The following is a 24906-nucleotide window of genomic DNA, read 5'->3' as shown; positions in this document are numbered from 1 at the left end:
GCCGCGTGCTGTCCCGACCCCTGAATGCTTACCTATAGGACAGAACTGATCAGGAAGTTGTATCGCTACCTGGATGACAGAATTGCAGCCTGGTTACGGCAGAAGTACAAAAGGCTGCGGGGTCGTCGGCTCCAAAGCTGGCGAGTACTTGCCAGGATCAGGTCTGGACATCGTGATCTGTTCGCGCACTGGCGTCGAGTCAGTGAAGTGGCATGTGGATGATGGGAGCCGTATGACGCGAGAGTGTCACGTACGGTTCTGTGAGCACCTCGGGGGGAAGTTCCCCGGGGTGACTCGACATGGTTCGTCTGGTTGAGGTGGTTCTCGAACCAGGGAAACGGGCCTGCCCACCCCTTGCAACGCCAGCCGCTGGGCCAGCCACCTGAGGTGCGCGGCCCACCCCGGCTACGCCGGGGTGGGGGTGCCGGGGGATTTACACCAAGCCTTGGGACGCCAGCATTTCGAGCGCACCTCCGTTGTGCGCACCGGCTCGGGTGATCCCTGGCCAGACTCTGTTGGAGGCAGAGGTGTCGGGGTGGTTCCCGCTCCTCCCCTCAATTTCACGTTACGCCGATTGGTGATGAGCTGTGGCTGCGCAGAGGTTCCTCTTCCCGAACATCGTGTCGCAATAGAAAACCCCCGGCGGGTAGGCCGAGGGTCCTAAGAAGTAGCCGAGTAAGGGGGGCTTGGCGCTCAGCGGGGTGCTGCGTTCAGGTGCACGTTTGCTCTCGCTGAGCGTTCACCGCCAGCTCGTGGAATGGATACGCATGATGCCCAGAGAGAGCCTCACTCCTCCTCGTCCACCCCACCGGCGGGGATCAGCCGAACCTGCTTGCGCCCCAGCTTGATCTCAAACTCATCGCCGGGCTTGAGGTCGAGCATGGCGGTGTAGGCCTTGCCAATCAGCAGGTTGCCATTGCCCTGCACGGTGGCGGTGTAGCTGAGCTTGCGGCCACCCTTGCCCCGGCCCACGCCATCGCTGCCCAGGCTCAGGCCTTTGGCTTCCAGCAGGGCTTCATAGAAGGCCGTGAAGTTGAGGCGCTCGCCGCCATCTTTCTTGGTGCTGACGTAGCCGCAGCTACGCACAAGGTCTGATTTGGAGACGTCGCCCAGCTCCTTCACCTTGGCGAGCAGGTCATAACCGGTAAGCATTGGGAATGAATCGATCAAACGCAAAGACATTAACGACCCCACCAGTCGTTTGCCAGGCTCAGTCTCTGTAATAGCCAGTCACCAGCAGCCGCCCTGATGCCCCCTGGTTTGATCTGATACCACTGGCAGCTGCCCAGCGACCTTTTCTGTCCACAGGGCCAGCTGACGATGTCACTGCTCTCGAGGGGTTGGGGGACTCGACCATCAATGCATGGTTTGTATCTATCGACGGTGGTTACGCATCCGCTCGGTTGCCGGGAGTGGCAATACGGGGAAAGCCACACACAGAGCTGCTTTCTTCTGAATTCCTGCGGAATCTCTTGAACCCGAAGATCATCCGTAGATTTCGTTGCGCAGTCGTTTGAACTCGCGACAGTGTGAATGCAACTGGTGAAATGCTGCCCTCTGGTGATCGTGATTCAAAGCCGCGCAAGTGGTGAACTCGTCTGGCGTGACGAAGTTTCAAGGCTTAGCCACTTTAAGGCCTATATGACGGCCAAAGCGAAAGCTCGGCTGACTGGCCGTGTCTATCGCCTGGTGGATCGAGATGGTGTTGTTCTGGAACAGATCTTCTATTAACGCGCTCCTGTCCTCCGCGACGTTTGTCTCAGCGCTCAATTAAGCGTTGAACAGCTGTACTGTGACGCGGGCACGAGCTGGATGGTTGGCTCCAGTTATGGCGTGCCGACAATCGCTATCGCCTCTCGGGTTTGACCCGCCTTGTATTGGCACTAAAAAAGGAGGCCTCCTCAGACCTCCTTGGACAAGCAGTTGTCATCCTCTGCCTGGCTGGGTTGTAACACCACTTGTGGGGGTGATGCCATCAAAGGCTCAGCAGTAAGCGCTCCAGTCGGACAACCTGATAACGGTTGGCTTCTGTAGGCAGGCTGCTGTACATCGCCCAGCACTGGCGCAACTGGGCTTCTAATCCGAGCCGCACATGGTGATCGCTGTGCAGGGGGATGGTCGCCATGGCGGGAGTGAAGGTCATAGGTGATCGGGCGCAACTGCTGGAAGTGTTCCCCGCTTTGGCACGTCAGCTGCTTGGGCTGATCTCTATCCACCAGCCGCTGCCGGCGCCCTCCACCATCCAGCGGCGCCCCCAGTTGCGCTCGGAATAGCGCTGAGCCGCTCCGCTGCCAATGGCGGTGTTCACGTAGCCGCCGTTCACCAGATCGGCTTCCCCGTTGGGGTCATGCATCAGGAACTGGCGCATAGCTGGATCCCAGCCGATCACCAGGCTCCAGTGGCCGCCGCCGTTTGGGGCCGAGACAGGGCCTTTGTGGAGCCAGCCCACCGGGCACGGGAGTCCCCGTTTGAGTTGCTCGATCAGGTCTTCGATGGACCCGTCCGTTCGAAAGCGCGCCTGCAACCCAACGCTCTGAAGCGCTTTCACCTGGGCGTTGGCATTAGTTGTGTCGCCATGGCGTTGCACCAGCGCCAGGTATTGATCGTCCAGTTGGCCGTTGCCTGTGAGGGCACCGGGTTTCAGGAATGCAGCGGCCATGGCGCAACTCGATGAGAAGCACATGCGCGGCCCTTGGCTGGTGGCGCTGTCGTTTTGGCTCAGGTAGGGCACCGGCAGTTCGATGAGGCCTGGCGCCTCCGGCTTGGGGGGCTCAATCGATCGCGCCCCTGGAGTACGAAAGACCTCCGCGAAAGCACCCCGTTGCACCGCGGTGAGTGAGCGCTCCAACTGCAACCAGGCCTCTTGTTGGTGCGCCAACCCTTTGTGGTGATGCACCGCGTCCAGGAGCTGGATCGGCTTGTGGCTGGGGACCGGAGCTGAACTCGCCGTTTGGGTTTGTGGAGCAGCGGCCTCTGGCATCCGTGCATGGGACACCTCAGCAGCCCTGCGGCGCTTGAGACCTTCAACGGGGCCGTTGGGGCCTTTGTGCCAGCGGGGGAGTTCTTGGGCGATCACCACAGCCGGGCATTCACCGGCGAGCAGGCGCTTGCGCAGGGTGGAGCGCTCGAGGGCTCCCGCGCCGACGTTGAAACAGAAGCTCATCAGGGCATCGCGTTGACGAGCCGTGAGGGTGACGCCGGAGAGGAGCCGATCCACTGCGCCAGCCGCCTCAGCCACGTCTTGCTTGAGCCAGGCCTCCGCCTGTTCCTGCGTGATCGTCAGTCCCGGGATCACCTCCGCGCCGGTGTGGCCGTACCCGATGGTCCAGGGATCACCGCCACTGGCGGGGTCGGGATAGGCGCTCAGGCGGCAGCCCTCCCAGGTTTTGAGCAGGGTCCAGCCCTCAGGGGAAAGCGGCATTGAGGAATCGCGGAGAACCCTTGAGGGTTCCGGCGGCCGCGGAACCCTTTCAAGCAGTTCGAACGCGCTCCATGGATTCCCGCCGGCTGGTGGTCTGGATCTCCACCGGGATCCTTGGATTCCAGGGCGCCACGCTGGCGTTTGATCTGCTCAATTGCACCGCCCTCAGCTGGCTGTATGTACGGATGAATGGGTTGCCGGCGCTGGAGCGGCGGGTGGACGATCCAGGCAGTTCTGGTGGTGCTGTGGATCCCGATGCACCGCAGCAACCATCGGGCGCTTCAACACCCGAGCACCCTGTGGCGTTGTTCTGCGCCCGCCCCCAGGGCCGCATTGATGACGCGGTGAATCAGGGGCTAAGCATCCTGGCTGGCCTGGCCCTGGGTGGCTCGGTGAGCGGTCGGGGGCAGGGCCAGCCCTGAGGTCAATGGAGTGCCAATAGCCTCCATTACATGCCCCACGACCTATGAGCGCTACGGCAGAAAGCCAGTGGATCTGCACGCGTCAAATGGCTGCACAGCTCAGCGTTCACAGAGTCACCCTGCAGCGGCTGAAATCAGCTGGCTACTTCCGCTCTGGGCACCATTACCGAAAAGCCAACCCGCTGGCTCCTCGGTCCAACATCCTCTGGCACCAGCAGCGCGTTCTGATTCGACTCAAGGCCGAATAGCTAGCGAACGAGACTGGCGAGACGCCAACAGCCAAGGTCAAGATCTGTAAAACGTGCAAAGCCACGTGCAAAGTCGAGGAGCGTGCCCTTGTCACTGCAGTCGATCTCCGCCAATTTCTCGAGATTCATAACCCCAAGGTCGGGAGTTCAAGTCTCCCCCGAGCCATTCGCATGTTTGCTTGAAATCAGGGGCTTTTTGCTTTCTGGGACTGGGTCCTGGGGGATTCCACACCTGAGACCACACTGTCCAGGTTGTAGCCGGTAGGAGCCTCTAGAAGCCATTGGTTGTGAACCTGTTCACAACCTGCTCCGACGGCTTCGGGGAATACTCCTGCGAGCCGCAGGGTCCGTGCCTTGCCGTCTCGCCTTTCTCATCGCATCGATGCCTGGGACCACTGCGCCCGCGAACTGGTGGCCAGGCGGTGCCGCTTCCGCCTCCGCCGCTACGACCGCAGCTCGTCGATCTACGTGCGCGAACTGGTGCAGGGGGTCCAGGTGCGGGAGTTCTCCCTGGCTCCGCTGCAGCACCGCCGCGACGAGGACGTCGAGCGGGCCCGGGATCTGTGTCTTGAGGGGGCATCGCAAGGGCCAGTGGCCCGAACCCCTGGCGGCCCGTGGCCGGACCTCGCGCCTCCGCTGGCAGGGCCTGGTGGAGGCCTGCATCGCCGATATCGAGGTGAGGATCTGCAAGGAGGGCAGCCGCGTCCACGCCATCAACGACCTGAAGCTGCGGGTTGCCCGATTCCGTGACCCGGCGGATCCCCAACGGCTGCTGAGCTGGGCCATGGAGGTGAACCCGCTCACCCACCTGAAGCGGTTCAACCGCCGGATCGAGACCATCTCCCAGATCCACCGCAGCGGCCTGATGGATCTGACGGCCGTGCTCCAGCAGCTGACGGGGATGAGGCCCAAGGGTGCCGCCGAGAAGATCCGTAAGGCCTCGTCGATGCGGGTGCGGGTCATCCCTCCGATGCTGACCTGGAGCACTGGCTGGATCGGCTCGAGCCCTTTCACCAGTGGGTATTCGCCTGCATCGCCGTGTTCGGGCTGCGGCCCCATGAGCTCTGGCACGCCGAAGGCATCGACGACCGGGGCTGGATCAGCATTCCCGGCGACATGAAGACCAAGACCAGCGAGCACTTCGCCCCCGCGGTTCCCGAGGCCTGGCTGGAGCGCTATCAGCTGCGGCAGAACTGGGATCTCTTCCACGGTCAGCTCAACGCCCGCTGGACGGTGCGCTTCGCGGAGATCTCGAGCGTGCGGATCGCCGTCAACAACGTCGCCGTGTCCAACGTGCTCTACAAGGAGTTTCAGCACAGGGGGCTCCAGAAGCTCTGGGCGCCGCGGGCCGAGGGGGCCGGCATGGACTGGGTCCATGAACACCTCGCCATGGATCACGGCACTGGAGTGATCCTCCAGCACGGCCATCGGATAGCCACCGAGGGAGTACAGGCGGTCACCTGCAAGGCGGTGACGCCCAAGAAACAGGGCCCCACGGAGCCAGTGGTGGTTGGACTGGCCGCGCTTGAGGCTGCCATAGATAAAGACATGGTTCATAGGGGGGATTGGAGAGGATGGGGGTTGCGGGTTGCTGATGCTGCTCAGCGAGGCCGGGAACTGGGGGCGTTCATACCTGGGGACGCCGTCCTCGCCGGGCGAGCCGGTCCTGATTGCCCTCCCGGCCGATCAGGCAAAGCATTCGGCGCTCAATGGCCCGAAATTCCTGGCGGTCGTTGATCTCTTCATCAAGGGAATGGATGCGGCTTCCCTGGCGAAGCAGGAAGTTGGTGGTCATCTCGGCGGAGAAGCCATGGCCTTCACAGGCTTCGCGAATCGCCTGGGCCATGCAGTCCAAGGCCGGCTTGACGGGCCGGTAGTTGGCCTTCAGTACCCCTTGAAGGCGAAAAGCCTCAATCACGAGGGCATATTCGATCGGACCCATGGGCGTTCTCGGTTTGGTTGACGCTTATCAGCATCCCGCTTATGCCCTCAAGAGTCACTGCGGATTCACTGCGGAGTCGTCAAGATCCCCAAAACAGCGGCCCCCAGAGGAGGCCGCAGGAGAGCGCCAAGGCTGATTGAAATCAACTACGCTTCGTCTGAATGTTGTGGAGCTAGTTATAGGTGTAGAGAAGGCTATGGATCTGCTTGTACAGCTGCATCTTCATCTCCTTGCTGAGGCGAGAGATCCTGAAGTCGAAGCAGTAGTTCTGCCCGTTCAGGTTCAGCGCCGGCCCGGCTTTCTTGTAAAGCGCAGGATCCGCGCACCGGGAGGCCGCCTAGGAATGGGCTGAGGACCGGCGGCAACGTGAACCTGATCGATGTCGCCATCGTTGGGAGCCCAGCTCGTTGAAGACGCCCATCGCTATGCCACCCGGGCGGGCATAGCGGTCTTCCCCTTTCTGCGCACCATCGTGATGAGCCTGCTCAGGCGTGGCGACAACCGCTCGATTCGCCAGCGCATTTGCGAGCAAGCTGGCCTATGACATCAGAGGAATGCTGGCGTCGGGAGGCGTGACAGAAGCCGGGGCTGCCATGCCTTGACCACGCTTTTCGAGAGCCCTGATGACTGGCTGGAATCCGGTCCTCGATCGAGACGCAGCAGACAGCGAGCCGATGTGCTCCTGTTGGAATCAATGACCTTGCCGAAAGTTCAACCATCCGGACATTTCGGATCGTTGGAATCGAGAGCCAACGCGAGCGCCGCTCACGCCCACATACCCACCAAGCCAGTAAGCTGGTTTCCCAGGCTGGGGGGTGATGAAGACGACGCTGGACCTTCCGGATCACCTGATGCGCCAGGTGAAGCAGCGGGCCCTGCAGCAGGGGCGGCCGATCAAGGAGCTGGTGGCCGACTACATCCGCCAGGGGCTGCATGGCCCCGCTCCCCTGCCGCAGCCCAGCAAGCGCGAGGTGCTGGAGGTGGACGCGGAAGGACTGCCGCTGTTTCGCCCTGACCCTCGGCTCAAGCGGCATCCCATCGATGTGGTCACAGCGCTGCGGCTGGAGCAGGAGACGCTGATGCAGGAGGACCGCCAGCGTGCCGGCCTGTCTGCTTGACAGCAATGTGTGGCTGGCGGCGGCCTTCAGCGAGCACCCGGCACATGCGATCGCTCGTGGGGTGCTGCGCTCGGCCAGCGCGGTGGAACCGGCCTTGTGGTGCCGCGCCACCCAGCAGAGTTTTCTGCGTCTGGCCTCCACGCCGGTGATCACGCAGGCTTATGGCGTACCGAAGGCCACCAACGGCGATGCCTGGGCCGCACTGCAGGCGTTCCTGGCGCTGCCGCAGGTGGATGTGATCGATGAGCCGCCTGATCTGGGGCGTCTTTGGTGCCAGCTGGGCGCGATTGAGCAGACCGCCCCGAAGCGCTGGATGGATGCCTACCTGGCCGCCTTCGCGATCGCTGCTGGCCTTCCACTGATCAGCCTCGACCAGGATTTTCGCCAGTTTGAGCAGGAAGGGCTCACGTTCCAGCTGCTGCAGGCGGATGTCCGTGCAGAAGACGCACCATGAGCTTTCCCTCAGTTACCCGGCCTGCGGATTGACTGCGGACTCGGGAGGATCCCCAAAAAGCGGCCCCCAGAGGAGGCCGCTAAAGGACGTCAAGCCAAGCCCAAGCCGAGCGAGATCAGCTGTGCTCACTCAGGATGTTGTGGAGCTCCTTGTAGGTGTAGACAAGGGCCTGGATCTGCTTGTACAGCTGGGTCTTCATCTCCTTGCTGAGGGGGGTGATCTTGAAATCGAAGTAGTAGCTCCGCTCGCTCAGGTTCAGGTGCAGCCCCATCTCGGCGATGTCGCCGGCTTCGATATCGGCCATCGAGATCTTCTGGACCTCGAACGGGTCATTCTCGGCTTCGAAGTGATTGTTTTTCGTCATGGATAGGGTTGAGCCTGGGTGAGGTTTTTCTTTTCTGTCGCTATTAAGGTCAGCCTTGTCTATTTGGCCAGATTTCTGGCCTATCGATCAATCGGCCTAAGACCGTACCACGGTTTCTGATGCCTTTGGGCTACGCCTTCTTTCAAGGCGTAGCGGGAGCCTTCAAGGAGCCCCGTCCCCGTAGATCGAAGGCCCTTTCGCCAGGCCCGGGAAGCAGGCGCGCCAGGCTGACCACCATCGACATCGAGGCACCACTGAGGGCGGAGAGGCCAGCCGCCTGGATCGATGCCCGCAGAATCCTCTGCTTGCCAGCGCCAGAAGCCTATATCCAGCTCTGACGTTGGCGGAGCAGGTGCCAGGCCAGGACGATCGAGGCCGCGATCAAGGCTGCTTCCACCCCATGGGCCGCCATGTCGGCCGGCACCCCGGGAGCCAGCAGCGCATCCAGGCCGCCATCGACATGGGCACGGGCGATCTCGGCAGGGTTCATCGCTTCGGCGCCGCGGCTGCGGTTCCAGCTGGCGGTCTCGAACTGCCAGCCCTGATCTGCCGTTCCCCCCTGGGACTGGGGCCACCAATGGCTGAGGTCCTTATCGGCCAGCCAGCTGCGGATGGCGTCGTGGGGAGAGTCACTGCGCAGCAGCAGCTCGGGGAGCTGGCCCTGCAGTTCTGCCGCGTGGCTGGTGAGCCGTTCCTGGAGGCCAGCGCTTTGTTGCGGATCCAGGAGTGGCTCCTGGATCCGTGTGATCAGTGCCGCCCCAGCCAGCCGGTCGCAACCTCCCGCTTCATGCTGAGAGAGAGGCGGAGCCAGACCTGCTCAGCAGTTGGCTGAGGTTCACGCCCGCATCAAAGGCGGCACGGTGCAGATCACGGCGCTGCTCATCGCTGAGGCCATCCCAGAAGGCATGGACCAGATCCAGCGACGCCTTGCCCATCCCTACCAGGCCCACCAGGGTCAGGGGGAAGCCCAGCCAGGGGAAGACCAGCAGGACAACGCTCAGCACTGCACTGACCGCAGCCCCCTGCTTGGTGGTGGCCCAGACGCTTTCGGCGATCACCTGGATCTGGGTGGCGCGATTGATGTCGCCCCGCTTGCGCATCGCCTCGGTGCGCAGGCCGGTGAGCAGCGCCTGGTAGATGGCGTAGACCAGCATCCCGCCGACGGTGGATTCTCCGATGAACTCAGTGCCGGTCAGGGCACCCTGGTTTCCGTTCAGGTCAATGGAGGCCAGGCCAGCGGCCGGTGCGATCTCCCAGCCGGCGCGGGGGATGCGGTAGGGATCACGTTCTCGGGTCATGGGAGGAGTGCAGGGGAACTTCAATCTGGGGCTGACGGGGGCTGAACGGGGGCCGATTCGTGCGAAGTACCAGCTGGAGGTGGTTTGGGGGTTGCTGCCGGTGGGTGTCAGAGGGCGGGCAATGCCTCATCTGTTGTTCGTGCGGATTGAGCAGAAAGAATGGATCCGACGGTTGGTGCCATTGCCTTGTCTGGGCGTGCCGCCCATGGCTGGAGGGAGTGGAAGACCGACATTTGCCCCTAAGCTGCTAGCAGATTGCAAGCAGGAGGCCATCGTGTCGCGTACCCTCTACATCCGCCACGTGCCCGACGATGTGGCCGAGCGCCTGGAACAGCTGGCCCGCCGCGCCGGACTCCCCTTGAGCACCTTTGCCCTGCAGGAGCTCTGCGAAACCTCACGCCGCGCGGACAACGCCGATCTGCTCCAGGCTTTGCCCTCGGCCACCATCGAGCCCGGCGCGATCCTGGAGGCCCTGCGCCAGAGCCGCGCCGAACGCTGATGGTGGTGGTGGTGGATGCCTCGGTGCTGGTGGATGCCCTGTTGATCGATGGCCCTGCACGTGCACGGCTCGCGGATGCCAATCTCCAGGCGCCGGAGCTGATCGATGCCGAGCTTCTCTCGGTGCTGCGCCGCCTGGTGTTGGCCGATCTTCTGCCCGAGCAGCACGCCCTGCAGGCCCTGGCCACCAGCCAACAGCTGGGGCTGCGGCGGCACACCAGCCGCCACCTCTGGCCACGGGCCTGGGAACTGCGGGCCAACCTCACGGCCTACGACGCCCTCTATGTGGCCCTGGCCGAACAACTCGGCGCCACCCTGCTCACCGCCGATGCCCGTGCCGCCCGCGCGCCCGGGCTGCAGTGCCCCGTGGAGGTGATCGCTTCCTGAGCATCCATTGCAGGAACAGACGAAAGATGGCAGCGGGGTGTTCAAAGGGCGGCGCAGACCAGCATCCCGCCGATGGTGGATTCTCCGATGAACTCAGTGCCGGTCTGGGCACCCTGGTTTCCGTTCAGATCAATGGAGGCCAGGCCAGCGGCCGGTGCGATCTCCCAGCCGGCGCGGGGGATGCGGTAGGGGTCACGTTCGCGGGGCATGGGGTTGGTGCGTCTAGAAACCAATCCTGGATCAACAACTGAGGTGGAGGAAGGCAGTCCGCCGATGCGAACGACGGGACAGGGGGTGTTTGAAGGATGACTTGTTGATTGCTGCGATCGGCTTTTGGGTGCCACAACCCGGCCATGCAGCAGGGATTACTGATCAGCCAGCCCACGATCGGCATCGTCAGGTCGCACGACCGGAGCGACCACGCCCTCTGCCTGTCCGACCACGCTGGACCAGGAGCCACCGTTCATCTCACCGTTTCTTCTGTCCTTGCTTCCACCAACTCCAGTAGCTCCGCCAGCAGATGCCGCAGAGCTGGCCCTTTTTCGGGGTGGTGCACAGCTGCGTCGGCCCTGCAGGTGATCAAGGTTTCGAGTGTCTGGAGGGTGTTGGTGGTGTCCATCAGCAACTCGATCGAGATGGCTGCGGTGGTTAAAGGCAAGGTGGGGAATGCAGTGTCCACAAAGAGTTCCCCAAGGCGGCGCAGGTGCTCCAGGGCGGCTCGAGCTCAGTTGCAGGGCTTATCGCGGGAACATCCCATTGAATGGTCATGCTGCGTCAGAGTCTCAGCCGAGCGGAACGCGTCTGAAGGGATCGCGCCGGAAGCGCCGGTAGACATCGAAGTCGCTGTCGAGACTGAGGATCTCGGCCACATCCAGCCGCTCCGAGAGTGTCACCAAGGTGAGATCGGCGAAATCGCCGGGCAGATCGGCAGTGCGTTGATTGAGTTCCGCGATACGGGCGTAATCCACTGGCAGCAGGTTGATCACCTCAATGCCACAGCGGCTGACGGCCCCGAGCAGATGGTTCTGAGCGGCCATGACGCGGGAATCACCGGGATGACCCAGCAGCCAGAGCACCTCGGCGATGCAGATCGGTGAGGTGATCAATTGAGCGGCAGTCTGATCAAAGAAGGCCACGACGGCCTGGTGCAGTGGCTCCTGCTGTTGGTAGTAGCTCAACAGGATCCCCGAATCGACCAGGATTCGCCGCATCAGCGCCGCTCCATCCGCCGCGCTGCAAGTCTCTGGCCGAGGAGTCGGCGCCGCTCCTGACGCTCTGAACTCCCCGACGGCAAGGTGTCGAGAAAGCTGCCGGGATGACCACCCAATTGCTGGGTGATCGACGGGAGGGGCTGGCGCTGCTGCCAGCGTTCTCGGATCAGCTGGCGAATCAAGGAGCTCTTGTCCTGTCCCGTTTCTGCCAGAAGCTGCTCGAGGCAGTGCTCTGTATCGGCGTCAAGCCTGACGGTGAGGGGCATGACGAGCAGGGCCCGATCCCTGTATTACAAGCATGCCCATCGTAGTACCGGTGGTTGGATGCTGGGGCTTCCGGCCATGGCGCACCGGGAGAGTGGGCAAGAAAAAGCCCCGGGCGCCGGGCCCAGGGCTTCTGTGATGGGTGGCTTCACCCCTTGATCGAGCGCAGCTCCCAGAAGCAGCTCCCCACGGTGGCGGTGGCATCGCCGCTCTGCTGTTCATAGGCCTGGCGGGCCTTGAGCTGGCATTCGATCTCCTTGCAGCTGAGGCTGTAGCGCCTACTGGGCAGTTGCTGCCTGAGGTCACCGCGCAGATGGGCCAGACGCAGATGTTCCTGCAGCTGTTTCTGCTCTGCCGCCAGGAATTCCAGCTCCTGCTTCACGGCAACGAGTCGCTCCAGGCTGCTGCTGATGGTGTCGGGCGCAAAGCGGGGATCGTTGAAGTCCGCGCTGGCGGGCAGGATCCCCAGACCAGCCAGCAGCAGCAGCGCCTCCGGCGATCCGGGGGCAGGCTCGGCGCTCACGGGGGGCTGCGCGGCACTGGGGCTCAAGGCGGTGGTCATGGTCAAGGAGGGCATGGCGGCGGTCATCGGGGTGGTGGTCATGGGCGAACGGAATGGGGAATCGGCGATCAGGGAGATTCAGGCGCTCAAGTCACCAGCGCAGCGAGCTGCATCTGGGCCTCGAGCAGCTCCTCTCGCCGCAACAGCTCGATCGGGGCCGGCAGCGAGCGGCGATCGATCGGGTAGCTGCGCAGCAGCGCTCGCAGCTCCACCACTGAGAACTCGCTCCAGCGGTCCACCTGCGCGCCGGCGGGGGCGGCTCTGGTCGGCAACGGCGCTTCCCAGGCCGTCTCGACGGGGCGGGGTGGTTGTTGGTGGGCTGCACCCCGTGGGGCAGAGAGCTGCTCCACCAGGCCTTCTCCAGGGGCTTCCGCACCGCGTTTCAGGTTCCCGACTCCCAACCATCCCTGGCCGGGCTGATCACCACCAACCGGCACCGGCGCTGGATCGAGACTTTTCTGGCGGGGATCGCTCCAGCCTGAATCTCAGCGATTCCCCTGAATGGCTCGGGTGGATGACGCGGCCATCCACCCTGGCATTCAGGGGATAGACTTCGTGTATATCCCAGATGGGTGCTCCCCGTGGCGGCTGTCACCAAGCTCTTCCTCAGTAACCGCAGTCAGGCTGTGCGCATCCCCGCCCATCTGCGCCTGCCTGACTCCGTGAAAGACGTGGAGGTCCGGGCCTGCGGCGAGGAGCGCATCATCTCTCCGCTCGGTCGCCGCTGGGACACGTTCTTTCAGGATGCGCTGCCTGTGCCGGATGACTTCCTGCAGGAGCGGGCGACTCAGGATCAACCGGAGCGCGAGGCCTTCTGACACGGAAGATGTTGCGCTATCTGCTGGATACCAATATCTGCATCTATGTGATCAAGCAAAGGCCGGCTTCGCTGCTTGAGAGATTCAACGAGAATGCTGCCCAGATGGGGATCTCTGCGATCACCCTGGCCGAGTTGCTGCACGGGGCTGAGAAGAGTTCCCAGCCCCGGAGATCTCTTGCCGTTGTGGAGGACTTCTGCAGTCGCTTGGATGTGCTCAGCTACGGAGCCAAAGCTGCGCAGCACTATGGACTGATTCGCGCATCCCTTGAGCGGCGTGGATTAGCGATTGGTGTGAATGATCTGCACATCGCTGCCCAGGCCCGCAGTGAGGGCCTGACCCTGGTCAGCAACAACCTGCGGGAATTCGAGCGGGTGGACGGTCTGTTGCTCGACAACTGGGTCTGACGGCACCTCTCCATGCCCACTTGAATGACGCAGGGGGGCCGCCAGCCAAAAGGCCGGCCTCTGGCCGGCCCCAGGGCATCAGCAGGCCCCGCCCTCTGGAGCCTCTTCTCCATCCGGCGCCTGGCTCTCCTGGGCCTCGATCTCGGCCTGCAGCCTGGCTTCAAGCCCCTGATCGATCGCATCGATGCGCTCCAGGAAAGCCGCCATCACCGGCAGCACCTCCTCCTCCAGCAAGGTGAGCTCCTCCTCCCCATAGGGATGATCGATCCAGCAGCGGCGGATCGGCCGGCCTTCGGCGCTGTGGGTGCGCAGGATCCACTCCAGCGCCTTCTGGCACGACTCCACCAGGGAGACCGGATCCTGCGGGGAATAACGAACGACTGAGCTGACCATGAACCATTGACGCCATCCGGCGCAGCGACGGGACACCGCAGGGCCGCCCCGCCCGGCAAGGGGCGCCGACCCTCGATCAGGTGCGCTGAGCACCGGCGGCAACGCCGGGGCGATCGCACCCACGCAACCAGCAGCGGCGCCTGGCGCAGCCCTTGCCCAGGGGCGAGCCTGGAGGTGCCCGGCGCGGAGCATCCTGCGGTGCGGCGAAAGCGGCGGCGGCACGCAGACTGATCCCCGCCACTCCCGCTTTCGCCAGCTGGTCCGCCCTGGTGCGTCAGCAGTGAGGTGGTCTGGCTTTTCTGGACAGGCCCCATCGTTAACCTCTGAGGCGGGGTACCGCCCCTGAAAGGGGCTCCCACCGATGAGCAAGCGCCGCACCCACAGCCCCGAGTTCAAGGCCAGGGTCGCCATGGAGGCGATCAGTGGCCGCAAGACGATCCAGGAGATCGCCGCCGACCACGCCATCCACCCGATCCAGGTGAGCCAGTGGAAGCGGCAGCTCCTGGACGGTGCCAGCGAGCTCTTCACCCGAGGCAAGAAGACCAAGGACAAGGAGGAGGGGCAGGCCAAGGAGGCGGAGCTGTTCCAGCAGATCGGACGGCTGCAGATGGAGCTGGAGTGGCTCAAAAAAAAGTCTCAACTGCTCTGATGCCCGTGAACTGCGCAAGCTGGTCGATCACGACCACCCCGAGCTCAGCATCAGCAGGCAGTGTGCGCTGCTGGGGCTGCCTCGATCCACGCTGTACTACCGGCCGACACCGGTCCGTGTATCGACGCTGCGGATCATGGCCAGGATCGATGCTCTCTACCTGGAGGATCCCTGCAGCGGCAGCCGCCGGATGGTGGACTATCTGGCCCAAGATGGTATCCCGATCAGCCGAGATCGAGTGCGAAACCTCATGCGGCGCATGGGATTACGGGCGATCTACCAGAAGCCCCGGACGACGGTTCCAGGTGATCCGTCCGTGCGGTTCCCCTGCCTGGTGGACCTCACGCAGGTCACGTCGGTGGATCAGGTCTGGGCGACCGACATCACCTACATCCCTCTGCAGAAAGGGTTCCTCTATCTGGTGGCGATCATGGATCTCCATTCCAGGCATGTGCTCAGCTGGAGGCTCTCCAACAGCCTTGACACGAAGTTCTGTCTGGAGGCCCTGGAGATGGCCTTGGGAGGCGGCCGTAGGCCAGAGATCTTCCACTCCGATCAAGGCTGTCAGTTCACGTCCGCTGACTTTGTGGCCAGACTCAAAGGGGAGCGGATCCAGATCAGCTGGTCCGGCAGAAAGCGGTGCTACGACAACATCCTTGTTGAACGGCTGTGGAGGACTGTCAAGTACGAGGAGGTCTACCTACGGGCATACAGCGATGGCTGGGACGCTGAAATCAGCCTGGCCCGCTTCCTGTGGCGGTATTGCCATGTAAGACCTCACAGTTCCCTTGGAGGCAAAACTCCCCACGCGGTCTACACTGAGGCCGAACCATGTTCCACCCGTCCTGGGTTAACGATGTCAGGGGCCGGAACTGTCCAATAAAAGGCACCCACCTCACAGTTCGGGAGCATCCGGGGCTCGCGCAGCTTCATCGACCGACAGCAGCTCAGCGCGCTGGCCAAGGAACTGCTCCGCCAGCTGGACGCCATCCGCGGGCCGATCGCCGCGAGCGATCCCTCCCTGGCCCTGGCGCTGCTGTGGGAGTTCCTCGCTCTCAGCCGGAACGTGCTCGCCCGCTGCGATGACAGCAACGCTGAGATGGATGAGCTGTTCCGGGAGGCATGCCACGCCCTCCCCCCCGTGGCTCTGGCGGCACGGCCGGAGCCTGCAGCGCTGGCGCGACAGGTGTTCGAGGCCCACTGCCACGACGACGACGGCATCGTGCACGGCCTGATCGAGAAGCTCGCCGAGTCGCTTGGACCCACCGGCCTGGCGGCGCTGCGGCAGCTTTTCGAGCAGCTGGCCCAGCAGCCAGCCGCGGTGCCGCCCCAGCAGGAGCAGTCCCGGTTCTGGACCGCACAGTCCGGCCTCAGGGCCGTTGCCGAGGCGATGGGGGATGTGGATGGCTACATCGCCCAGTACGGCGAACGGCAGCGGCGCGTTCCCCGCATCGCGGCCGGGATTGCACAGCGGCTGCTCAAGGTCGGGCGAGCTGAGGAGGCCCTGCGGTTTCTGCAGGAGGGTTCTCCGGAGCGCTCCCCCTGGCCGGTGCTCGACTGGGAAGACGCCCAGATCGCCGCCCTGGAGGCCCTCGGCCGCACCGATGAGGCCCAGGCGGCCCGGTGGCACTGGTTCGAGCAGACCCTGATGGAGACCTATCTGCGCGATTACCTCCAGCAGCTGCCCGCTTTCGAGGACGGGGAGGCTGAGCAGCGCGCCATCGACTTCGTGGCTGCCAGGCCGGATCTTTTCGAGGCCCTGTCTTTTCTGCTGGAGTGGCCCACGGGCCTGAACCGCGCGGCCCAGGTGATCGTGCAGCGCCACGGTGAACTCAACGGTGCCCACGACGGGCTGTTCGACGCGGCAGCGGAGCGCCTGAGTGCAGACCATCCGCTGGCGGCCACCCTGGCCCTGCGCTGCATGGTGGATTTCGCGCTGACCAATGGCTGCACCTGCCAATGCGGTGCCGCCGCCGGCCATCTGCACACCTGCCAGCAGCTGAGCTCTCGCATCAGCGACTGGGGCGAAATCCCACCCCATGAGGCCTACCTGGCAGCGATCCGCTCCACCCATGCCCGCAAACGCGGCTTCTGGAGCAAGGCCAGGCCCCTGGGCCTCTGATCCGGCCCTGCTGCAGCCAGCGCCGTTCTGCATGGCCACGACGAACCGTCGCCGCCGCGGGCGGGGAGCACCACGGGAACGGCGTGAACCCTCCCAGCGTGCCCACCGCGTCAGCGGCGGCAAGGATCAGGCCGGGCCGCGGTGTCTGCAAGCCGCACCTCTCGGTGCGACGCGGTCCTTGTCGCCTCTGCCGCAGCGGGTCTCGGTCGGTGGTTCCACGCCTTCCTTCCCATGGCACTCCCCACCGCTCCCTGCTGCGAGATCCGCTGCCTGCTCCTGCACGTCTACCCCGATGGCATCAAGGCCTATGGCCACCCCAGGTCCTGAACCGCTGGAACTGCCCGCCGGGGTGCATCAGCTGTGCGGTTGTGGTCGCAGCCGTCAGGGCTGGTTCTGCGATGGTGCCCATCTGGGAACAGGCCGGGTGTCCTACGAGCTGCGCCTGAGCGAGGCGGCCACGATGCTGCTGTGCCGCTGCGGCCGTTCGCACCGCTATCCCTCTGCGACGGCCGCCATACCGCCCAGCCCCGCGGGCCCTGGTGGCGGCCATGGGGATGAGCGCCTCGATCGTGCTGGCCGCCGATGATCCGGCTGGCCTGGCCCGCTTCTACGGCGCACTGCTGCAGGTGGAGCCGCAGCCGGGGCTGAGTGGCACCCACTGGCGGGTGGCCTGGCCGGCCGGTGGTTGGCTGGAGATCTACGCGCCATCGCGCAGCCATCCCCAGCCGCAGCAGCTGGGACGGCTGGCGCTGTGCCTGCAACGCCAGGCGGATCGCACGGGCGCTGTTGCCGTGCTCAACACCTGGATCACCGCGGCGCTGGGCCTGGGCGCCTCGCTGCAGGAACCGCCACGCGTGGAACCCTTTGGCGCAGAAGCCTGGCTGCTGGATCCGGAGGGCAACCGGTTGCTGTTGCTGGTGATGCCAGCAGCGTGAAGTCCCCTTCATGAAGCCCCATTGCCCTTGGTGAAGAGCGGTTTCGTTCGCGCTCCAGCTCTTGTCCTGAGCCGCCATCCGTCCGATCGTGAGTCGATCGACACCCGGGAGGCTCCAGCGCATGGAAGACACCCCACCTGAGCAACCGTCAGGAGTGCGCTGACGATCCGGCCCCTGCTCCAACACTCTCAACGGATCACTGACGTTCCTGGCGTGTCGCGGCTGTTTTGCTGAAACAACCCTGGCGCCGTCCATTGCACCGCCTCAGGTGCCCCGGACCCAACGGAACGTCCCGATAGACCCCTGGCCCCAGGTGCCAGCGTCAGCAGCTCCGACCTCACAACCCACGATTCAAGCCCGGTGGCCTCGTCACTGGGCTTTGTCGTGTTTCCGACGACAATCAAGGCGATCAGCAAGGCATCAACTCCAGAGAGGCTCTGCTCACCTCAGTTCCTGAGGACTTCTGATCGATTCAGAAGTCACCTGATCACACGCTGATCAGAGGCTCAATCTGTACCAGCAGCGCAGGCAGTTGCTCGCTCAGGGTGATCCACACCTCCTCAAGGTCCACGCGGTCATAGGCATGGATCAGCACATCCCGCATACCTGCCATCTCCAGCCAGGGGATCTGTGGATGTTGCTTGCGGCAGGAGTCGCTCAGCCACTTGGTGGCTTCCCCAATGATCTCCAGATTGCGCACCACGGCATCCTGGAGAACGTCGCTGGCCATGAATGTCTCGCGATCGGGAATGGGGAATCCTTGAACCCGTCGGATCGTGGTCAGGATGTCGCGCAAGGCATCACGGTCCCTGGGCTCCATCACAGAGGGATCGCGTCCCGCTCAGCCGAGGCCAGAGCGGTGGGCCTGAGATTGCGGCGGCGAATCAGATCAACGCGGCAGTGCAGCGTGTCTTCCAGGGCCTGCTTCAGGGCAATGCGATCCAGGAGACCGGTGCGTGGAGGCAGATCCACCAGCAGATCCAGATCACTGTCGGGTCCAGCCTGATCAAGGGCCACGGACCCAAATGCCGCCAGATTGCTGGCGCCATGGGCCATGGCGATCTCCCTGATCCTTGGAGCCTGTGCCAGTAGGTCGTCGAGGCGCATGGCTGCCCAGAAGCCATTGGTAGCCTAAGAGTTTGCTGAAAAACCAACCCACGAGCCAGTTTTCCACAGGCATCAGTGGATTTCCGGCTCAAAAAGACGGATCGGCGGCTATCAGAGCCGCAAACAGCCCGATTTCGGCATCGTTGGCCTCTCTGCAAGGCATTGGTTGAGGCCTATTGGGCACACCTCTGGACAACGGGCTGTTCATGCCGCCTCCATCGCGGGCTTGAGCAGGTTGCCCAGGCGGATCAGGTTGTAGGCGATCACATGCAGGCCAAACACGGCGCCGACCTTCTCGGTACCGCGCAGTTTGAACTGGCGCAGCCCTCCGAACGCCTTGATCCAACCAAACACCTTTTCGATCCCCCGGCGGGCGTTGATCGATTTGGAGTAGCCCACGTGACGGGTGGTGCGGCCATCAATGGCTGAGCCACCGCTGCGGGCCGTGTTCTGGGCCACGTGGGGCGTGACACCGATCCGCCGCATCTCAGCGACAAACCCTTTGGTGTCGTAGTTCTTGTCGGCGCCGACGGTCTTCTGGTGGGCACCGGTGAGGTCTGCTGCCATCTCTTTGGCGGCATCCCGCTCACCGGTGCCCGTGGCCTGGGTGACGCGGCAATCGACGATCAGGTCGTGGCGGTTGTCCATGAGGACATGGCCCCGATAGCTCAGCTGCGCTGGATGGGCATTCGATTTCCGGACCAGCCGTGCCTCAGGATCGGTGCTGGAGCGGTGGGTCTCGTTGCTGAGCTTGATGCCGCGAAAGTCCCCTTTGGCGCGCTTCTTTCCCTCTTTGGGAGCACCGAATCCTTCGCCAGGACCTGTGGGCGGAGGCGGAGGATCCTCCTGGCCATCGATCCGCTCCAAGGAAGCGTGTGACGCCCAGACCTGGAGCAACGTGCCGTCCACCGAAAAGTGCTCGTCACTGAGCAGCGGTTTGACCTCGGGTGCTCCCATCAGCTTCTCCAGGAACAGCCCCATGACGTCGTCAGTGAGGAGCCGATCACGATTCTTGGTGAATGTGGTCGGATGCCAGATCGCATCGTCAGGGCTCAAGCCCACAAACCAGCGGAACAGCAGGTTGTAGTGGACCTGCTCCAGCAGCAGCCTCTCGGAGCGGATGCCGTAGAACGCCTGCAACAACGAGGCCAGCAGCAGCTGCTCTGGCGGCACCGATGGTCTCCCTTCTGAGGCATACAACCTGCAGAAGGTGGGATTGAGTCGATCGAGGGCCTGATCCGCCAGCTTGCGAATCCGCCTGAGTGGATGGCTGGTCGGGATCCGCTCCTCGATCGAGACGTAGGAGAACAAGGAGCCGCTGCGCTCCTGCTGACCTCGCATCAAACCTGGGGCAGTTGCCCTATTTTCGCAGAGGCGGCGGGGTTTTTCAGCAAACTCCTAAGAGAAGCGACTCAGCTCGCCCTGCCTCGTGAGGCCATGGTCACTGGTGGACTGGCCGGTTGCAGGGAACTGGTTGGAACCGCCCTGGTCGAGGCCTCTGATTCATTGATAGATCCGCTGGACCGCCGCGTCAGTACGGCAAACCGTTCACAGCTGCAGGGAGGTCGTACCACAAGCGACAGGACGGCTGGCGGTCCGAGCACCGAGGTGGAGAGCCTGGCTGCGCGGGGTGAGCGGGCGGTGGCCAACAGCTTCAGGCACGGCTACACCTCTCGGTAGCGGCCATGAACAGGAGCGGCACTGGGTAACTCGCCAACGGGGACTCTGCCTTGATCAGCACAGCAGCCGAGGCATGGCGCGGCTCAGCCGCCTTGCCCAGCGCCTTCAAACAGAGCAGCAATATCGCCGGCAGCCATTTGATCGAAGTCGTCGGGCACGCTGCACTGGTCCCCCAGCAGGCCCAGGCGGCGCACCATCGGCCGGCCGGCCATGCCGATCACAAAGGCTTCACCTGCCGCTGCATCCTCCACCAGGCGAGAACGATGCGTCTTGTCGTCATGCATGGTCTCCGGACGCATGTGGAGTGGCGCAGCTTTGAGGTTGGTTCCACGATAATGGGAGCAACGACGTGAGCTTCTGATGTTCAGGATTCATACCCACGATTCCTGGGGGATCGTGAATGTCGGGACCTTTCAGTCCCAGGAAGAAGCACGTCAGGCTTTTGCGTCATTGTGCGAAGACCCCTGGTACAAGAGTGATGGAACTGTCAAGGGTATTGAGCTGGTCCAGGCCTCTGCTGAAGGCGTTCAAAGGCTGGACTGGTACGCACTTAAAGACGTTCGTGATTAGGGAGTTCTTGGGCAACCACCTGCTGAACATCTGCCGTCAAGTCACAGGTATGAATGTCAAGACTCTGTTCAAGGAAGCTCATGGTTTGTCCAGGTCTGCCCTGGCGCAGCGACGAACACCTCGATGGAACACCTTGATGGAGCAGCCCGTGCAAGAGCTGGTGCAATCCTTCACCTCCTGCACCTTGCCCAGAAGCGAGTGGACCCACCACGCCCATCTGAAGATTGGACTGTGGCATGTGCTTCATGCGTCTCCAGTTGAGGCGCTCGAAAAACTCCGTGATGGAATCAGAATCTACAACGCAGCCACCGGCATAGAAAATACTGAAAGCCAGGGATACCACGAAACGATCACGCGGTTCTACGTGTGGATCATTCATGGCTTCCTGCAGAAAACAGATCGCACGCAACCGATCGAGGACCTGGCTGCGGAGCTGATCGCCCGCCATGGCGAACGGTCTTTGCCCTTGCAGTACTACAGCCGTGCTCTTCTCCATTCCACAGCTGCTCGGCTGCGCTGGCAGGCGCCAGACTTACGTCTATTGGAATGAGGTGGCAATTCAGGCTCTGCGCTGATCCTTCTTCTAGGCGCAGTTACTCCGCATCGAGCAGCTCCGCCAGCGGCACGAACGTATACCCGAGCCGTTGCAGGTCGGGAATGATCCGGCGCAGGGCTCGGAGGGTTCGCCCACTCAGGGCCGGCGTGTCGTGCAGCACCAGGATTCCGCCGGGATGGGCGTTGATCCGCACGAACCAGCGCATGAAACCCAGCGGTGGCCGCAGGGTATCCCAGGGGAAGATCGAGGCCAGCACCAGGCGGTAGCGGCGGCCGCGCAGCCACTCCACCATCGGCCGGTGAAACCATCCCTGTCCGGGTCGGCACCAGCACCAGGTGAGCCGTTCCGGCAGAGCGGCCCGCTCGATCGCCCGCTGGGTGTCGCGCAGTTGCTGCAGAAAGGCCGGCTCCGCCAGGGTGGCGGTCCGCTCATCCCGCCAGAGGTGGTTGCCGAGGTCGTGGCCCTCCTGCAGGGCCCTTCGTGGAAAGTGCGGATCGCGCTCCAGATGGGAGCCGACCAGGAAGAACGTGGCCGGCACATCCAGCTCCCGAAGCAGATCCAGCAAGGCCCCGGAACCTGGCCCGCTCGGCCCATCGTCGATGGTGAGGGCCAGCCGCCTGCGATCCGCCGCTCCGCAGAACACCACCTCCGGATGGCGCCGGGCCAGAACCGTGCGGATCAGCAGGGAGGGCAGCAGCAGCCCGAACGCCACCAGATCACTCAGCAGTATCAGGCTGAGGGCCAACAACAGCAGGGGGATCCCATCCATCGGGCATTTCTTCGATGGCCCCCCATTCTCGAGCCCGTGCGGGCACACCAGCAGTCCGCCAGATCAACGGCGTTTGGCAGCAGGAGATCCCTGCCTGCTCAAGCCGCTGGCGGTTGAGAGCTGGAGCCACACTCCACTCGCAAAGGCAATGCAACTGCATTACCTTTGTATTGGTTCCGCTGGGTGGTCCGATGGCTCCTCTTTCCTCGTCTGCAGCGGCCGCTTCCGCCGTGGACGCTCCCCAGCAGGAGGTGGAATCGACGCTCACCGATCGTTACCAGACCACCGTTCCGCAGCCTGCCCGATGTCAACTACGTAGGCGGGTCGCGTCAATTACGTAGGCGGGTTACCCCGGGTCCTCCCCCTGCCATGGCAGGGGGAGGCGACAGCGAAAAGTGAGCCACCCTGGCCCGGTCCTCTGCCATGGAGTCTGAGGTGGTCTGGCTTTTCTGGACAGGCCCCATCGTTAACCTCTGAGGCGGGGTACCGCCCCTGAAAGGGGCTCCCACCGATGAGCAAGCGCCGCACCCACAGCCCCGAGTTCAAGGCCAGGGTCGCCATGGAGGCGATCAGTGGCCGCAAGACGATCCAGGAGATCGCCGCCGACCACGCCATCCACCCGATCCAGGTGAGCCAGTGGAAGCGGCAGCTCCTGGACGGTGCCAGCGAGCTCTTCACCCGAGGCAAGAAGACCAAGGACAAGGAGGAGGGGCAGGCCAAGGAGGCGGAGCTGTTCCAGCAGATCGGACGGCTGCAGATGGAGCTGGAGTGGCTCAAAAAAAAGTCTCAACTGCTCTGATGCCCGTGAACTGCGCAAGCTGGTCGATCACGACCACCCCGAGCTCAGCATCAGCAGGCAGTGTGCGCTGCTGGGGCTGCCTCGATCCACGCTGTACTACCGGCCGACACCGGTCCGTGTATCGACGCTGCGGATCATGGCCAGGATCGATGCTCTCTACCTGGAGGATCCCTGCAGCGGCAGCCGCCGGATGGTGGACTATCTGGCCCAAGATGGTATCCCGATCAGCCGAGATCGAGTGCGAAACCTCATGCGGCGCATGGGATTACGGGCGATCTACCAGAAGCCCCGGACGACGGTTCCAGGTGATCCGTCCGTGCGGTTCCCCTGCCTGGTGGACCTCACGCAGGTCACGTCGGTGGATCAGGTCTGGGCGACCGACATCACCTACATCCCTCTGCAGAAAGGGTTCCTCTATCTGGTGGCGATCATGGATCTCCATTCCAGGCATGTGCTCAGCTGGAGGCTCTCCAACAGCCTTGACACGAAGTTCTGTCTGGAGGCCCTGGAGATGGCCTTGGGAGGCGGCCGTAGGCCAGAGATCTTCCACTCCGATCAAGGCTGTCAGTTCACGTCCGCTGACTTTGTGGCCAGACTCAAAGGGGAGCGGATCCAGATCAGCTGGTCCGGCAGAAAGCGGTGCTACGACAACATCCTTGTTGAACGGCTGTGGAGGACTGTCAAGTACGAGGAGGTCTACCTACGGGCATACAGCGATGGCTGGGACGCTGAAATCAGCCTGGCCCGCTTCCTGTGGCGGTATTGCCATGTAAGACCTCACAGTTCCCTTGGAGGCAAAACTCCCCACGCGGTCTACACTGAGGCCGAACCATGTTCCACCCGTCCTGGGTTAACGATGTCAGGGGCCGGAACTGTCCAATAAAAGGCACCCACCTCAGCCGGGATCTTCTGATCGGCCCCAGGCGTCAAGCCCGTTGGCCGGTGCTCTTGCTGCTGTCCCGCCTGAGCGCTGCAGCGGAGCGCACGAGCCGGCGGACCCCACGGTCCGACGGCAGCGCGGAGCTCATCACCGGCACCTGGCGCCAGGGGTTGGCTTGTGGTTGGCGGGTAATTGACGCCTGGTCGCGGCGACGAATCAGCCTGCGCTGGAGCGGTCAATCCGCCGTGCCCGTTTGCGGCGGTAGCTCTCGCCATTGATCTGAATCAGCGTGCTGTGGTCCACCAGCCGGTCCACCGCTGCCACGGTCATGGCGCTGGTGGAGAAGACGTTCTCCCACTCGCTGAACGGCTGGTTACTGGTCACCAACAGGGATCTGCGCTCGTAGCGGTGCATCACCAGCTCGAACAGCACCGAGGTCTCGGCCTCGTCCTTGCGGACGTAGCCGATGTCATCGATCACCAGCAGGGCAAAGCGATCCAGTCGGGTCAGGGCCTTAGCCAGGGCGTAATCGGCTTTGGCGCGCTGCAGCTCCTGCACCAGCGTGGTGGCGGAGAAAAACCGCGCCGTGCGGTCCAGGGCGATCAGGCTGCGGCAGATGCCTGCTGCCAGGTGGGTTTTGCCCACACCGCTGGGACCGAATAGCAGCAGGTTCTCGGCCCGATCCAGCCAGCCGGTGTCGTGGGCGAGCTGCTCGATCTGAGGACGCTCAAGATCCGGGATGGCGTTCCAGTCGTAGTCCGCCAGGGTCTTGGGGACCGGCAGCTGGGCCTCATGCAACAGCCGCCGTTGACGGGCTTGATGCCGCTGCTGGTGTTCCTGCTCTGCCAGCACATAGAGGTAGCTGGCTGGACTCCAGCCAGCGGCTGTGGCCTGCTGCTCGGCCGCCTGCCACTGGCTGCGGAACTGGGGCAGTTTCAACTGTTTCAACACCGATGGCAGAGCCGTTTCCAGTGCCGGCCTGCTCGGGGGTTCCAACCAGGAGTTCGTCATAGCTGCTGAGGGTGTGTTCGG

42 protein-coding genes and 1 pseudogene are annotated in these 24906 nt (G+C 63.5%); 21 read left to right on the top strand and 22 right to left on the bottom strand.

All coding sequences use genetic code 11. The features are described from left to right. Positions 1–57 precede the first annotated feature (57 nt). On the top strand, positions 58–222 hold the full coding sequence (locus tag H8F26_RS16145) for a hypothetical protein (RefSeq protein WP_197155737.1): 165 nt from the start codon (positions 58–60) through the stop codon (positions 220–222). 564 nt (positions 223–786) lie between these two features. On the opposite strand, the gene H8F26_RS16140 is transcribed toward H8F26_RS16145, so the two are convergent. Beyond that, the gene (locus H8F26_RS16140; RefSeq protein ID WP_197159279.1) at positions 787–1152 is read right to left on the bottom strand and encodes an AbrB family transcriptional regulator; all 366 of its coding nucleotides are present in this window, start codon (positions 1150–1152) and stop codon (positions 787–789) included. A 381-nt stretch (positions 1153–1533) separates the two neighbouring features. Between H8F26_RS16140 and H8F26_RS16135 the strand changes: the two genes are divergently transcribed. After that, positions 1534–1731, top strand: coding sequence for a hypothetical protein (locus tag H8F26_RS16135; RefSeq protein ID WP_231605296.1), 198 nt, complete (start codon positions 1534–1536; stop codon positions 1729–1731). A 244-nt stretch (positions 1732–1975) separates the two neighbouring features. Here H8F26_RS16135 and H8F26_RS16130 read toward each other — a convergent pair whose 3' ends face one another. Together H8F26_RS16130 and H8F26_RS16125 are read right to left on the bottom strand one after the other, a co-directional pair. Beyond that, complete coding sequence (locus H8F26_RS16130) at positions 1976–2143, bottom strand: hypothetical protein (RefSeq protein WP_197155733.1); 168 nt, start codon at positions 2141–2143, stop codon at positions 1976–1978. Positions 2144–2188: 45 nt separating this feature from the next. Then, entirely contained in the window at positions 2189–3421 is a 1233-nt protein-coding gene (locus H8F26_RS16125; protein WP_197155732.1) for a glycoside hydrolase family protein, read from the bottom strand. Positions 3422–3492: 71 nt separating this feature from the next. On the opposite strand from H8F26_RS16125, the gene H8F26_RS16120 reads away from it, so the two are divergent. The 3 genes from H8F26_RS16120 to H8F26_RS19665 all read left to right on the top strand — a co-directional run bounded on the left by H8F26_RS16120 (position 3493) and on the right by H8F26_RS19665 (position 5211). Further along, complete coding sequence (locus H8F26_RS16120) at positions 3493–3843, top strand: hypothetical protein (RefSeq protein ID WP_197155731.1); 351 nt, start codon at positions 3493–3495, stop codon at positions 3841–3843. Between the two features lie 602 nt (positions 3844–4445). Continuing rightward, positions 4446–4841, top strand: a complete 396-nt coding sequence (locus H8F26_RS19670) for a hypothetical protein (RefSeq protein ID WP_231605694.1) — start codon at positions 4446–4448, stop codon at positions 4839–4841. 40 nt (positions 4842–4881) lie between these two features. Next, entirely contained in the window at positions 4882–5211 is a 330-nt protein-coding gene (locus tag H8F26_RS19665; RefSeq protein ID WP_231605693.1) for a hypothetical protein, read from the top strand. 317 nt (positions 5212–5528) lie between these two features. On the opposite strand, the pseudogene H8F26_RS19660 reads toward H8F26_RS19665, so the two are convergent. After that, positions 5529–5648, bottom strand: a pseudogene (locus H8F26_RS19660) (gamma-glutamylcyclotransferase); the annotation flags it as partial. A gap of 70 nt (positions 5649–5718) precedes the next feature. Continuing rightward, positions 5719–6033 (bottom strand): hypothetical protein, encoded by a 315-nt coding sequence (locus tag H8F26_RS16110; RefSeq protein ID WP_197155729.1) that lies wholly within the window; start codon positions 6031–6033, stop codon positions 5719–5721. 379 nt (positions 6034–6412) lie between these two features. Here H8F26_RS16110 and H8F26_RS16105 point away from each other — a divergent pair, with 379 nt between their 5' ends. The 3 genes from H8F26_RS16105 (at position 6413) to H8F26_RS16095 (ending at position 7605) form a co-directional block, all read left to right on the top strand. Further along, positions 6413–6577, top strand: a complete 165-nt coding sequence (locus H8F26_RS16105; protein ID WP_197155728.1) for a hypothetical protein — start codon at positions 6413–6415, stop codon at positions 6575–6577. A gap of 274 nt (positions 6578–6851) precedes the next feature. Next, positions 6852–7151, top strand: coding sequence for a hypothetical protein (locus H8F26_RS16100; protein WP_197155727.1), 300 nt, complete (start codon positions 6852–6854; stop codon positions 7149–7151). Further along, complete coding sequence (locus H8F26_RS16095; RefSeq protein ID WP_197155726.1) at positions 7132–7605, top strand: TA system VapC family ribonuclease toxin; 474 nt, start codon at positions 7132–7134, stop codon at positions 7603–7605. The genes H8F26_RS16100 and H8F26_RS16095 overlap by 20 nt, the downstream gene beginning before the upstream one ends. Positions 7606–7720: 115 nt before the next feature. Here H8F26_RS16095 and H8F26_RS16090 read toward each other — a convergent pair whose 3' ends face one another. The 3 genes from H8F26_RS16090 to H8F26_RS16080 form a co-directional block, all read right to left on the bottom strand. After that, complete coding sequence (locus tag H8F26_RS16090) at positions 7721–7969, bottom strand: hypothetical protein (protein ID WP_197155725.1); 249 nt, start codon at positions 7967–7969, stop codon at positions 7721–7723. A gap of 322 nt (positions 7970–8291) precedes the next feature. After that, positions 8292–8459 carry a hypothetical protein gene (locus tag H8F26_RS16085; protein WP_197155723.1) on the bottom strand — a complete coding sequence of 56 codons (168 nt, stop codon included), beginning with the start codon at positions 8457–8459 and terminating at the stop codon, positions 8292–8294. 295 nt (positions 8460–8754) lie between these two features. Beyond that, on the bottom strand, positions 8755–9267 hold the full coding sequence (locus H8F26_RS16080) for a hypothetical protein (RefSeq protein ID WP_197155721.1): 513 nt from the start codon (positions 9265–9267) through the stop codon (positions 8755–8757). 274 nt (positions 9268–9541) lie between these two features. Here H8F26_RS16080 and H8F26_RS16075 point away from each other — a divergent pair, with 274 nt between their 5' ends. Further along, positions 9542–9766: a hypothetical protein gene (locus H8F26_RS16075; protein WP_197155720.1), complete on the top strand. Its 225-nt coding sequence runs from the start codon at positions 9542–9544 to the stop codon at positions 9764–9766. Further along, positions 9766–10152: a type II toxin-antitoxin system VapC family toxin gene (locus H8F26_RS16070; protein WP_231605295.1), complete on the top strand. Its 387-nt coding sequence runs from the start codon at positions 9766–9768 to the stop codon at positions 10150–10152. The genes H8F26_RS16075 and H8F26_RS16070 overlap by 1 nt, the downstream gene beginning before the upstream one ends. A 41-nt stretch (positions 10153–10193) precedes the next feature. Here H8F26_RS16070 and H8F26_RS16065 read toward each other — a convergent pair whose 3' ends face one another. The 6 genes from H8F26_RS16065 to H8F26_RS16040 form a co-directional block, all read right to left on the bottom strand. Then, a complete protein-coding gene (locus tag H8F26_RS16065; RefSeq protein WP_197155718.1) occupies positions 10194–10361 on the bottom strand; it encodes a hypothetical protein in 168 nt (55 codons plus the stop codon). Between the two features lie 254 nt (positions 10362–10615). Next, positions 10616–10810, bottom strand: a complete 195-nt coding sequence (locus H8F26_RS16060) for a hypothetical protein (RefSeq protein WP_197155716.1) — start codon at positions 10808–10810, stop codon at positions 10616–10618. A gap of 124 nt (positions 10811–10934) precedes the next feature. Continuing rightward, on the bottom strand, positions 10935–11363 hold the full coding sequence (locus H8F26_RS16055) for a type II toxin-antitoxin system VapC family toxin (protein WP_197155714.1): 429 nt from the start codon (positions 11361–11363) through the stop codon (positions 10935–10937). Continuing rightward, complete coding sequence (locus H8F26_RS16050) at positions 11363–11629, bottom strand: ribbon-helix-helix protein, CopG family (protein WP_197155712.1); 267 nt, start codon at positions 11627–11629, stop codon at positions 11363–11365. The genes H8F26_RS16055 and H8F26_RS16050 overlap by 1 nt, the downstream gene beginning before the upstream one ends. Before the next feature lie 146 nt (positions 11630–11775). Then, positions 11776–12231, bottom strand: a complete 456-nt coding sequence (locus tag H8F26_RS16045) for a hypothetical protein (protein ID WP_231597904.1) — start codon at positions 12229–12231, stop codon at positions 11776–11778. 44 nt (positions 12232–12275) lie between these two features. Beyond that, the gene (locus tag H8F26_RS16040; RefSeq protein WP_197159373.1) at positions 12276–12461 is read right to left on the bottom strand and encodes a hypothetical protein; all 186 of its coding nucleotides are present in this window, start codon (positions 12459–12461) and stop codon (positions 12276–12278) included. Between the two features lie 42 nt (positions 12462–12503). On the opposite strand from H8F26_RS16040, the gene H8F26_RS16035 reads away from it, so the two are divergent. The 3 genes from H8F26_RS16035 (at position 12504) to H8F26_RS16025 (ending at position 13414) form a co-directional block, all read left to right on the top strand. After that, positions 12504–12671: a hypothetical protein gene (locus tag H8F26_RS16035; RefSeq protein WP_197159372.1), complete on the top strand. Its 168-nt coding sequence runs from the start codon at positions 12504–12506 to the stop codon at positions 12669–12671. Positions 12672–12770: 99 nt separating this feature from the next. Beyond that, entirely contained in the window at positions 12771–13007 is a 237-nt protein-coding gene (gene vapB, locus H8F26_RS16030; RefSeq protein WP_197155710.1) for a type II toxin-antitoxin system VapB family antitoxin, read from the top strand. Positions 13008–13015: 8 nt separating this feature from the next. Further along, complete coding sequence (locus tag H8F26_RS16025; RefSeq protein ID WP_197155708.1) at positions 13016–13414, top strand: type II toxin-antitoxin system VapC family toxin; 399 nt, start codon at positions 13016–13018, stop codon at positions 13412–13414. A 78-nt stretch (positions 13415–13492) separates the two neighbouring features. On the opposite strand, the gene H8F26_RS16020 is transcribed toward H8F26_RS16025, so the two are convergent. Next, a complete protein-coding gene (locus H8F26_RS16020; RefSeq protein WP_197155707.1) occupies positions 13493–13807 on the bottom strand; it encodes a hypothetical protein in 315 nt (104 codons plus the stop codon). A gap of 76 nt (positions 13808–13883) precedes the next feature. Continuing rightward, the gene (locus H8F26_RS16015; RefSeq protein ID WP_197155705.1) at positions 13884–14048 is read right to left on the bottom strand and encodes a hypothetical protein; all 165 of its coding nucleotides are present in this window, start codon (positions 14046–14048) and stop codon (positions 13884–13886) included. Between the two features lie 120 nt (positions 14049–14168). On the opposite strand from H8F26_RS16015, the gene H8F26_RS19655 reads away from it, so the two are divergent. The 5 genes from H8F26_RS19655 (at position 14169) to H8F26_RS15995 (ending at position 17513) form a co-directional block, all read left to right on the top strand. After that, on the top strand, positions 14169–14456 hold the full coding sequence (locus H8F26_RS19655; protein WP_231597691.1) for a transposase: 288 nt from the start codon (positions 14169–14171) through the stop codon (positions 14454–14456). 10 nt (positions 14457–14466) lie between these two features. Continuing rightward, a complete protein-coding gene (locus H8F26_RS16010; protein ID WP_231598222.1) occupies positions 14467–15339 on the top strand; it encodes an IS3 family transposase in 873 nt (290 codons plus the stop codon). A 27-nt stretch (positions 15340–15366) separates the two neighbouring features. Continuing rightward, positions 15367–16578: a DUF6880 family protein gene (locus H8F26_RS16005; RefSeq protein ID WP_370594713.1), complete on the top strand. Its 1212-nt coding sequence runs from the start codon at positions 15367–15369 to the stop codon at positions 16576–16578. Positions 16579–16885: 307 nt separating this feature from the next. Continuing rightward, complete coding sequence (locus tag H8F26_RS16000) at positions 16886–17164, top strand: CDGSH iron-sulfur domain-containing protein (protein ID WP_197155701.1); 279 nt, start codon at positions 16886–16888, stop codon at positions 17162–17164. Then, on the top strand, positions 17133–17513 hold the full coding sequence (locus tag H8F26_RS15995) for a VOC family protein (protein WP_231605294.1): 381 nt from the start codon (positions 17133–17135) through the stop codon (positions 17511–17513). Before H8F26_RS16000 ends, H8F26_RS15995 begins: the two co-directional genes overlap by 32 nt. A gap of 487 nt (positions 17514–18000) precedes the next feature. Here H8F26_RS15995 and H8F26_RS15990 read toward each other — a convergent pair whose 3' ends face one another. The 4 genes from H8F26_RS15990 to H8F26_RS15975 form a co-directional block, all read right to left on the bottom strand. Then, complete coding sequence (locus tag H8F26_RS15990) at positions 18001–18333, bottom strand: DUF86 domain-containing protein (RefSeq protein ID WP_197155697.1); 333 nt, start codon at positions 18331–18333, stop codon at positions 18001–18003. Then, positions 18333–18620, bottom strand: a complete 288-nt coding sequence (locus H8F26_RS15985; RefSeq protein WP_231605293.1) for a nucleotidyltransferase domain-containing protein — start codon at positions 18618–18620, stop codon at positions 18333–18335. The genes H8F26_RS15990 and H8F26_RS15985 overlap by 1 nt, the downstream gene beginning before the upstream one ends. Positions 18621–18824: 204 nt before the next feature. Then, positions 18825–19961: an IS5 family transposase gene (locus H8F26_RS15980; RefSeq protein ID WP_197155695.1), complete on the bottom strand. Its 1137-nt coding sequence runs from the start codon at positions 19959–19961 to the stop codon at positions 18825–18827. A gap of 422 nt (positions 19962–20383) precedes the next feature. Beyond that, the gene (locus H8F26_RS15975) at positions 20384–20584 is read right to left on the bottom strand and encodes a type II toxin-antitoxin system Phd/YefM family antitoxin (RefSeq protein WP_231605292.1); all 201 of its coding nucleotides are present in this window, start codon (positions 20582–20584) and stop codon (positions 20384–20386) included. Positions 20585–20778: 194 nt separating this feature from the next. Between H8F26_RS15975 and H8F26_RS15970 the strand changes: the two genes are divergently transcribed. After that, positions 20779–21420: a hypothetical protein gene (locus H8F26_RS15970; protein WP_197155691.1), complete on the top strand. Its 642-nt coding sequence runs from the start codon at positions 20779–20781 to the stop codon at positions 21418–21420. Positions 21421–21463: 43 nt separating this feature from the next. On the opposite strand, the gene H8F26_RS15965 is transcribed toward H8F26_RS15970, so the two are convergent. Next, a complete protein-coding gene (locus H8F26_RS15965; protein WP_231605291.1) occupies positions 21464–22195 on the bottom strand; it encodes a chitin deacetylase family protein in 732 nt (243 codons plus the stop codon). Between the two features lie 511 nt (positions 22196–22706). On the opposite strand from H8F26_RS15965, the gene H8F26_RS19650 reads away from it, so the two are divergent. Both H8F26_RS19650 and H8F26_RS15960 read left to right on the top strand, forming a co-directional pair. Further along, entirely contained in the window at positions 22707–22994 is a 288-nt protein-coding gene (locus H8F26_RS19650) for a transposase (protein ID WP_231597691.1), read from the top strand. Between the two features lie 10 nt (positions 22995–23004). Next, a complete protein-coding gene (locus tag H8F26_RS15960; protein ID WP_231598222.1) occupies positions 23005–23877 on the top strand; it encodes an IS3 family transposase in 873 nt (290 codons plus the stop codon). Positions 23878–24090: 213 nt separating this feature from the next. Here H8F26_RS15960 and istB read toward each other — a convergent pair whose 3' ends face one another. Continuing rightward, positions 24091–24885, bottom strand: coding sequence for an IS21-like element helper ATPase IstB (gene istB / locus H8F26_RS15955; protein ID WP_231597868.1), 795 nt, complete (start codon positions 24883–24885; stop codon positions 24091–24093). Positions 24886–24906 lie beyond the last annotated feature (21 nt).

It is taken from the genome of Synechococcus sp. CBW1006, assembly GCF_015840525.1.
Lineage (GTDB): Bacteria > Cyanobacteriota > Cyanobacteriia > PCC-6307 > Cyanobiaceae > CBW1002.
This window is presented reverse-complemented; position numbering and strand designations above follow the sequence as displayed.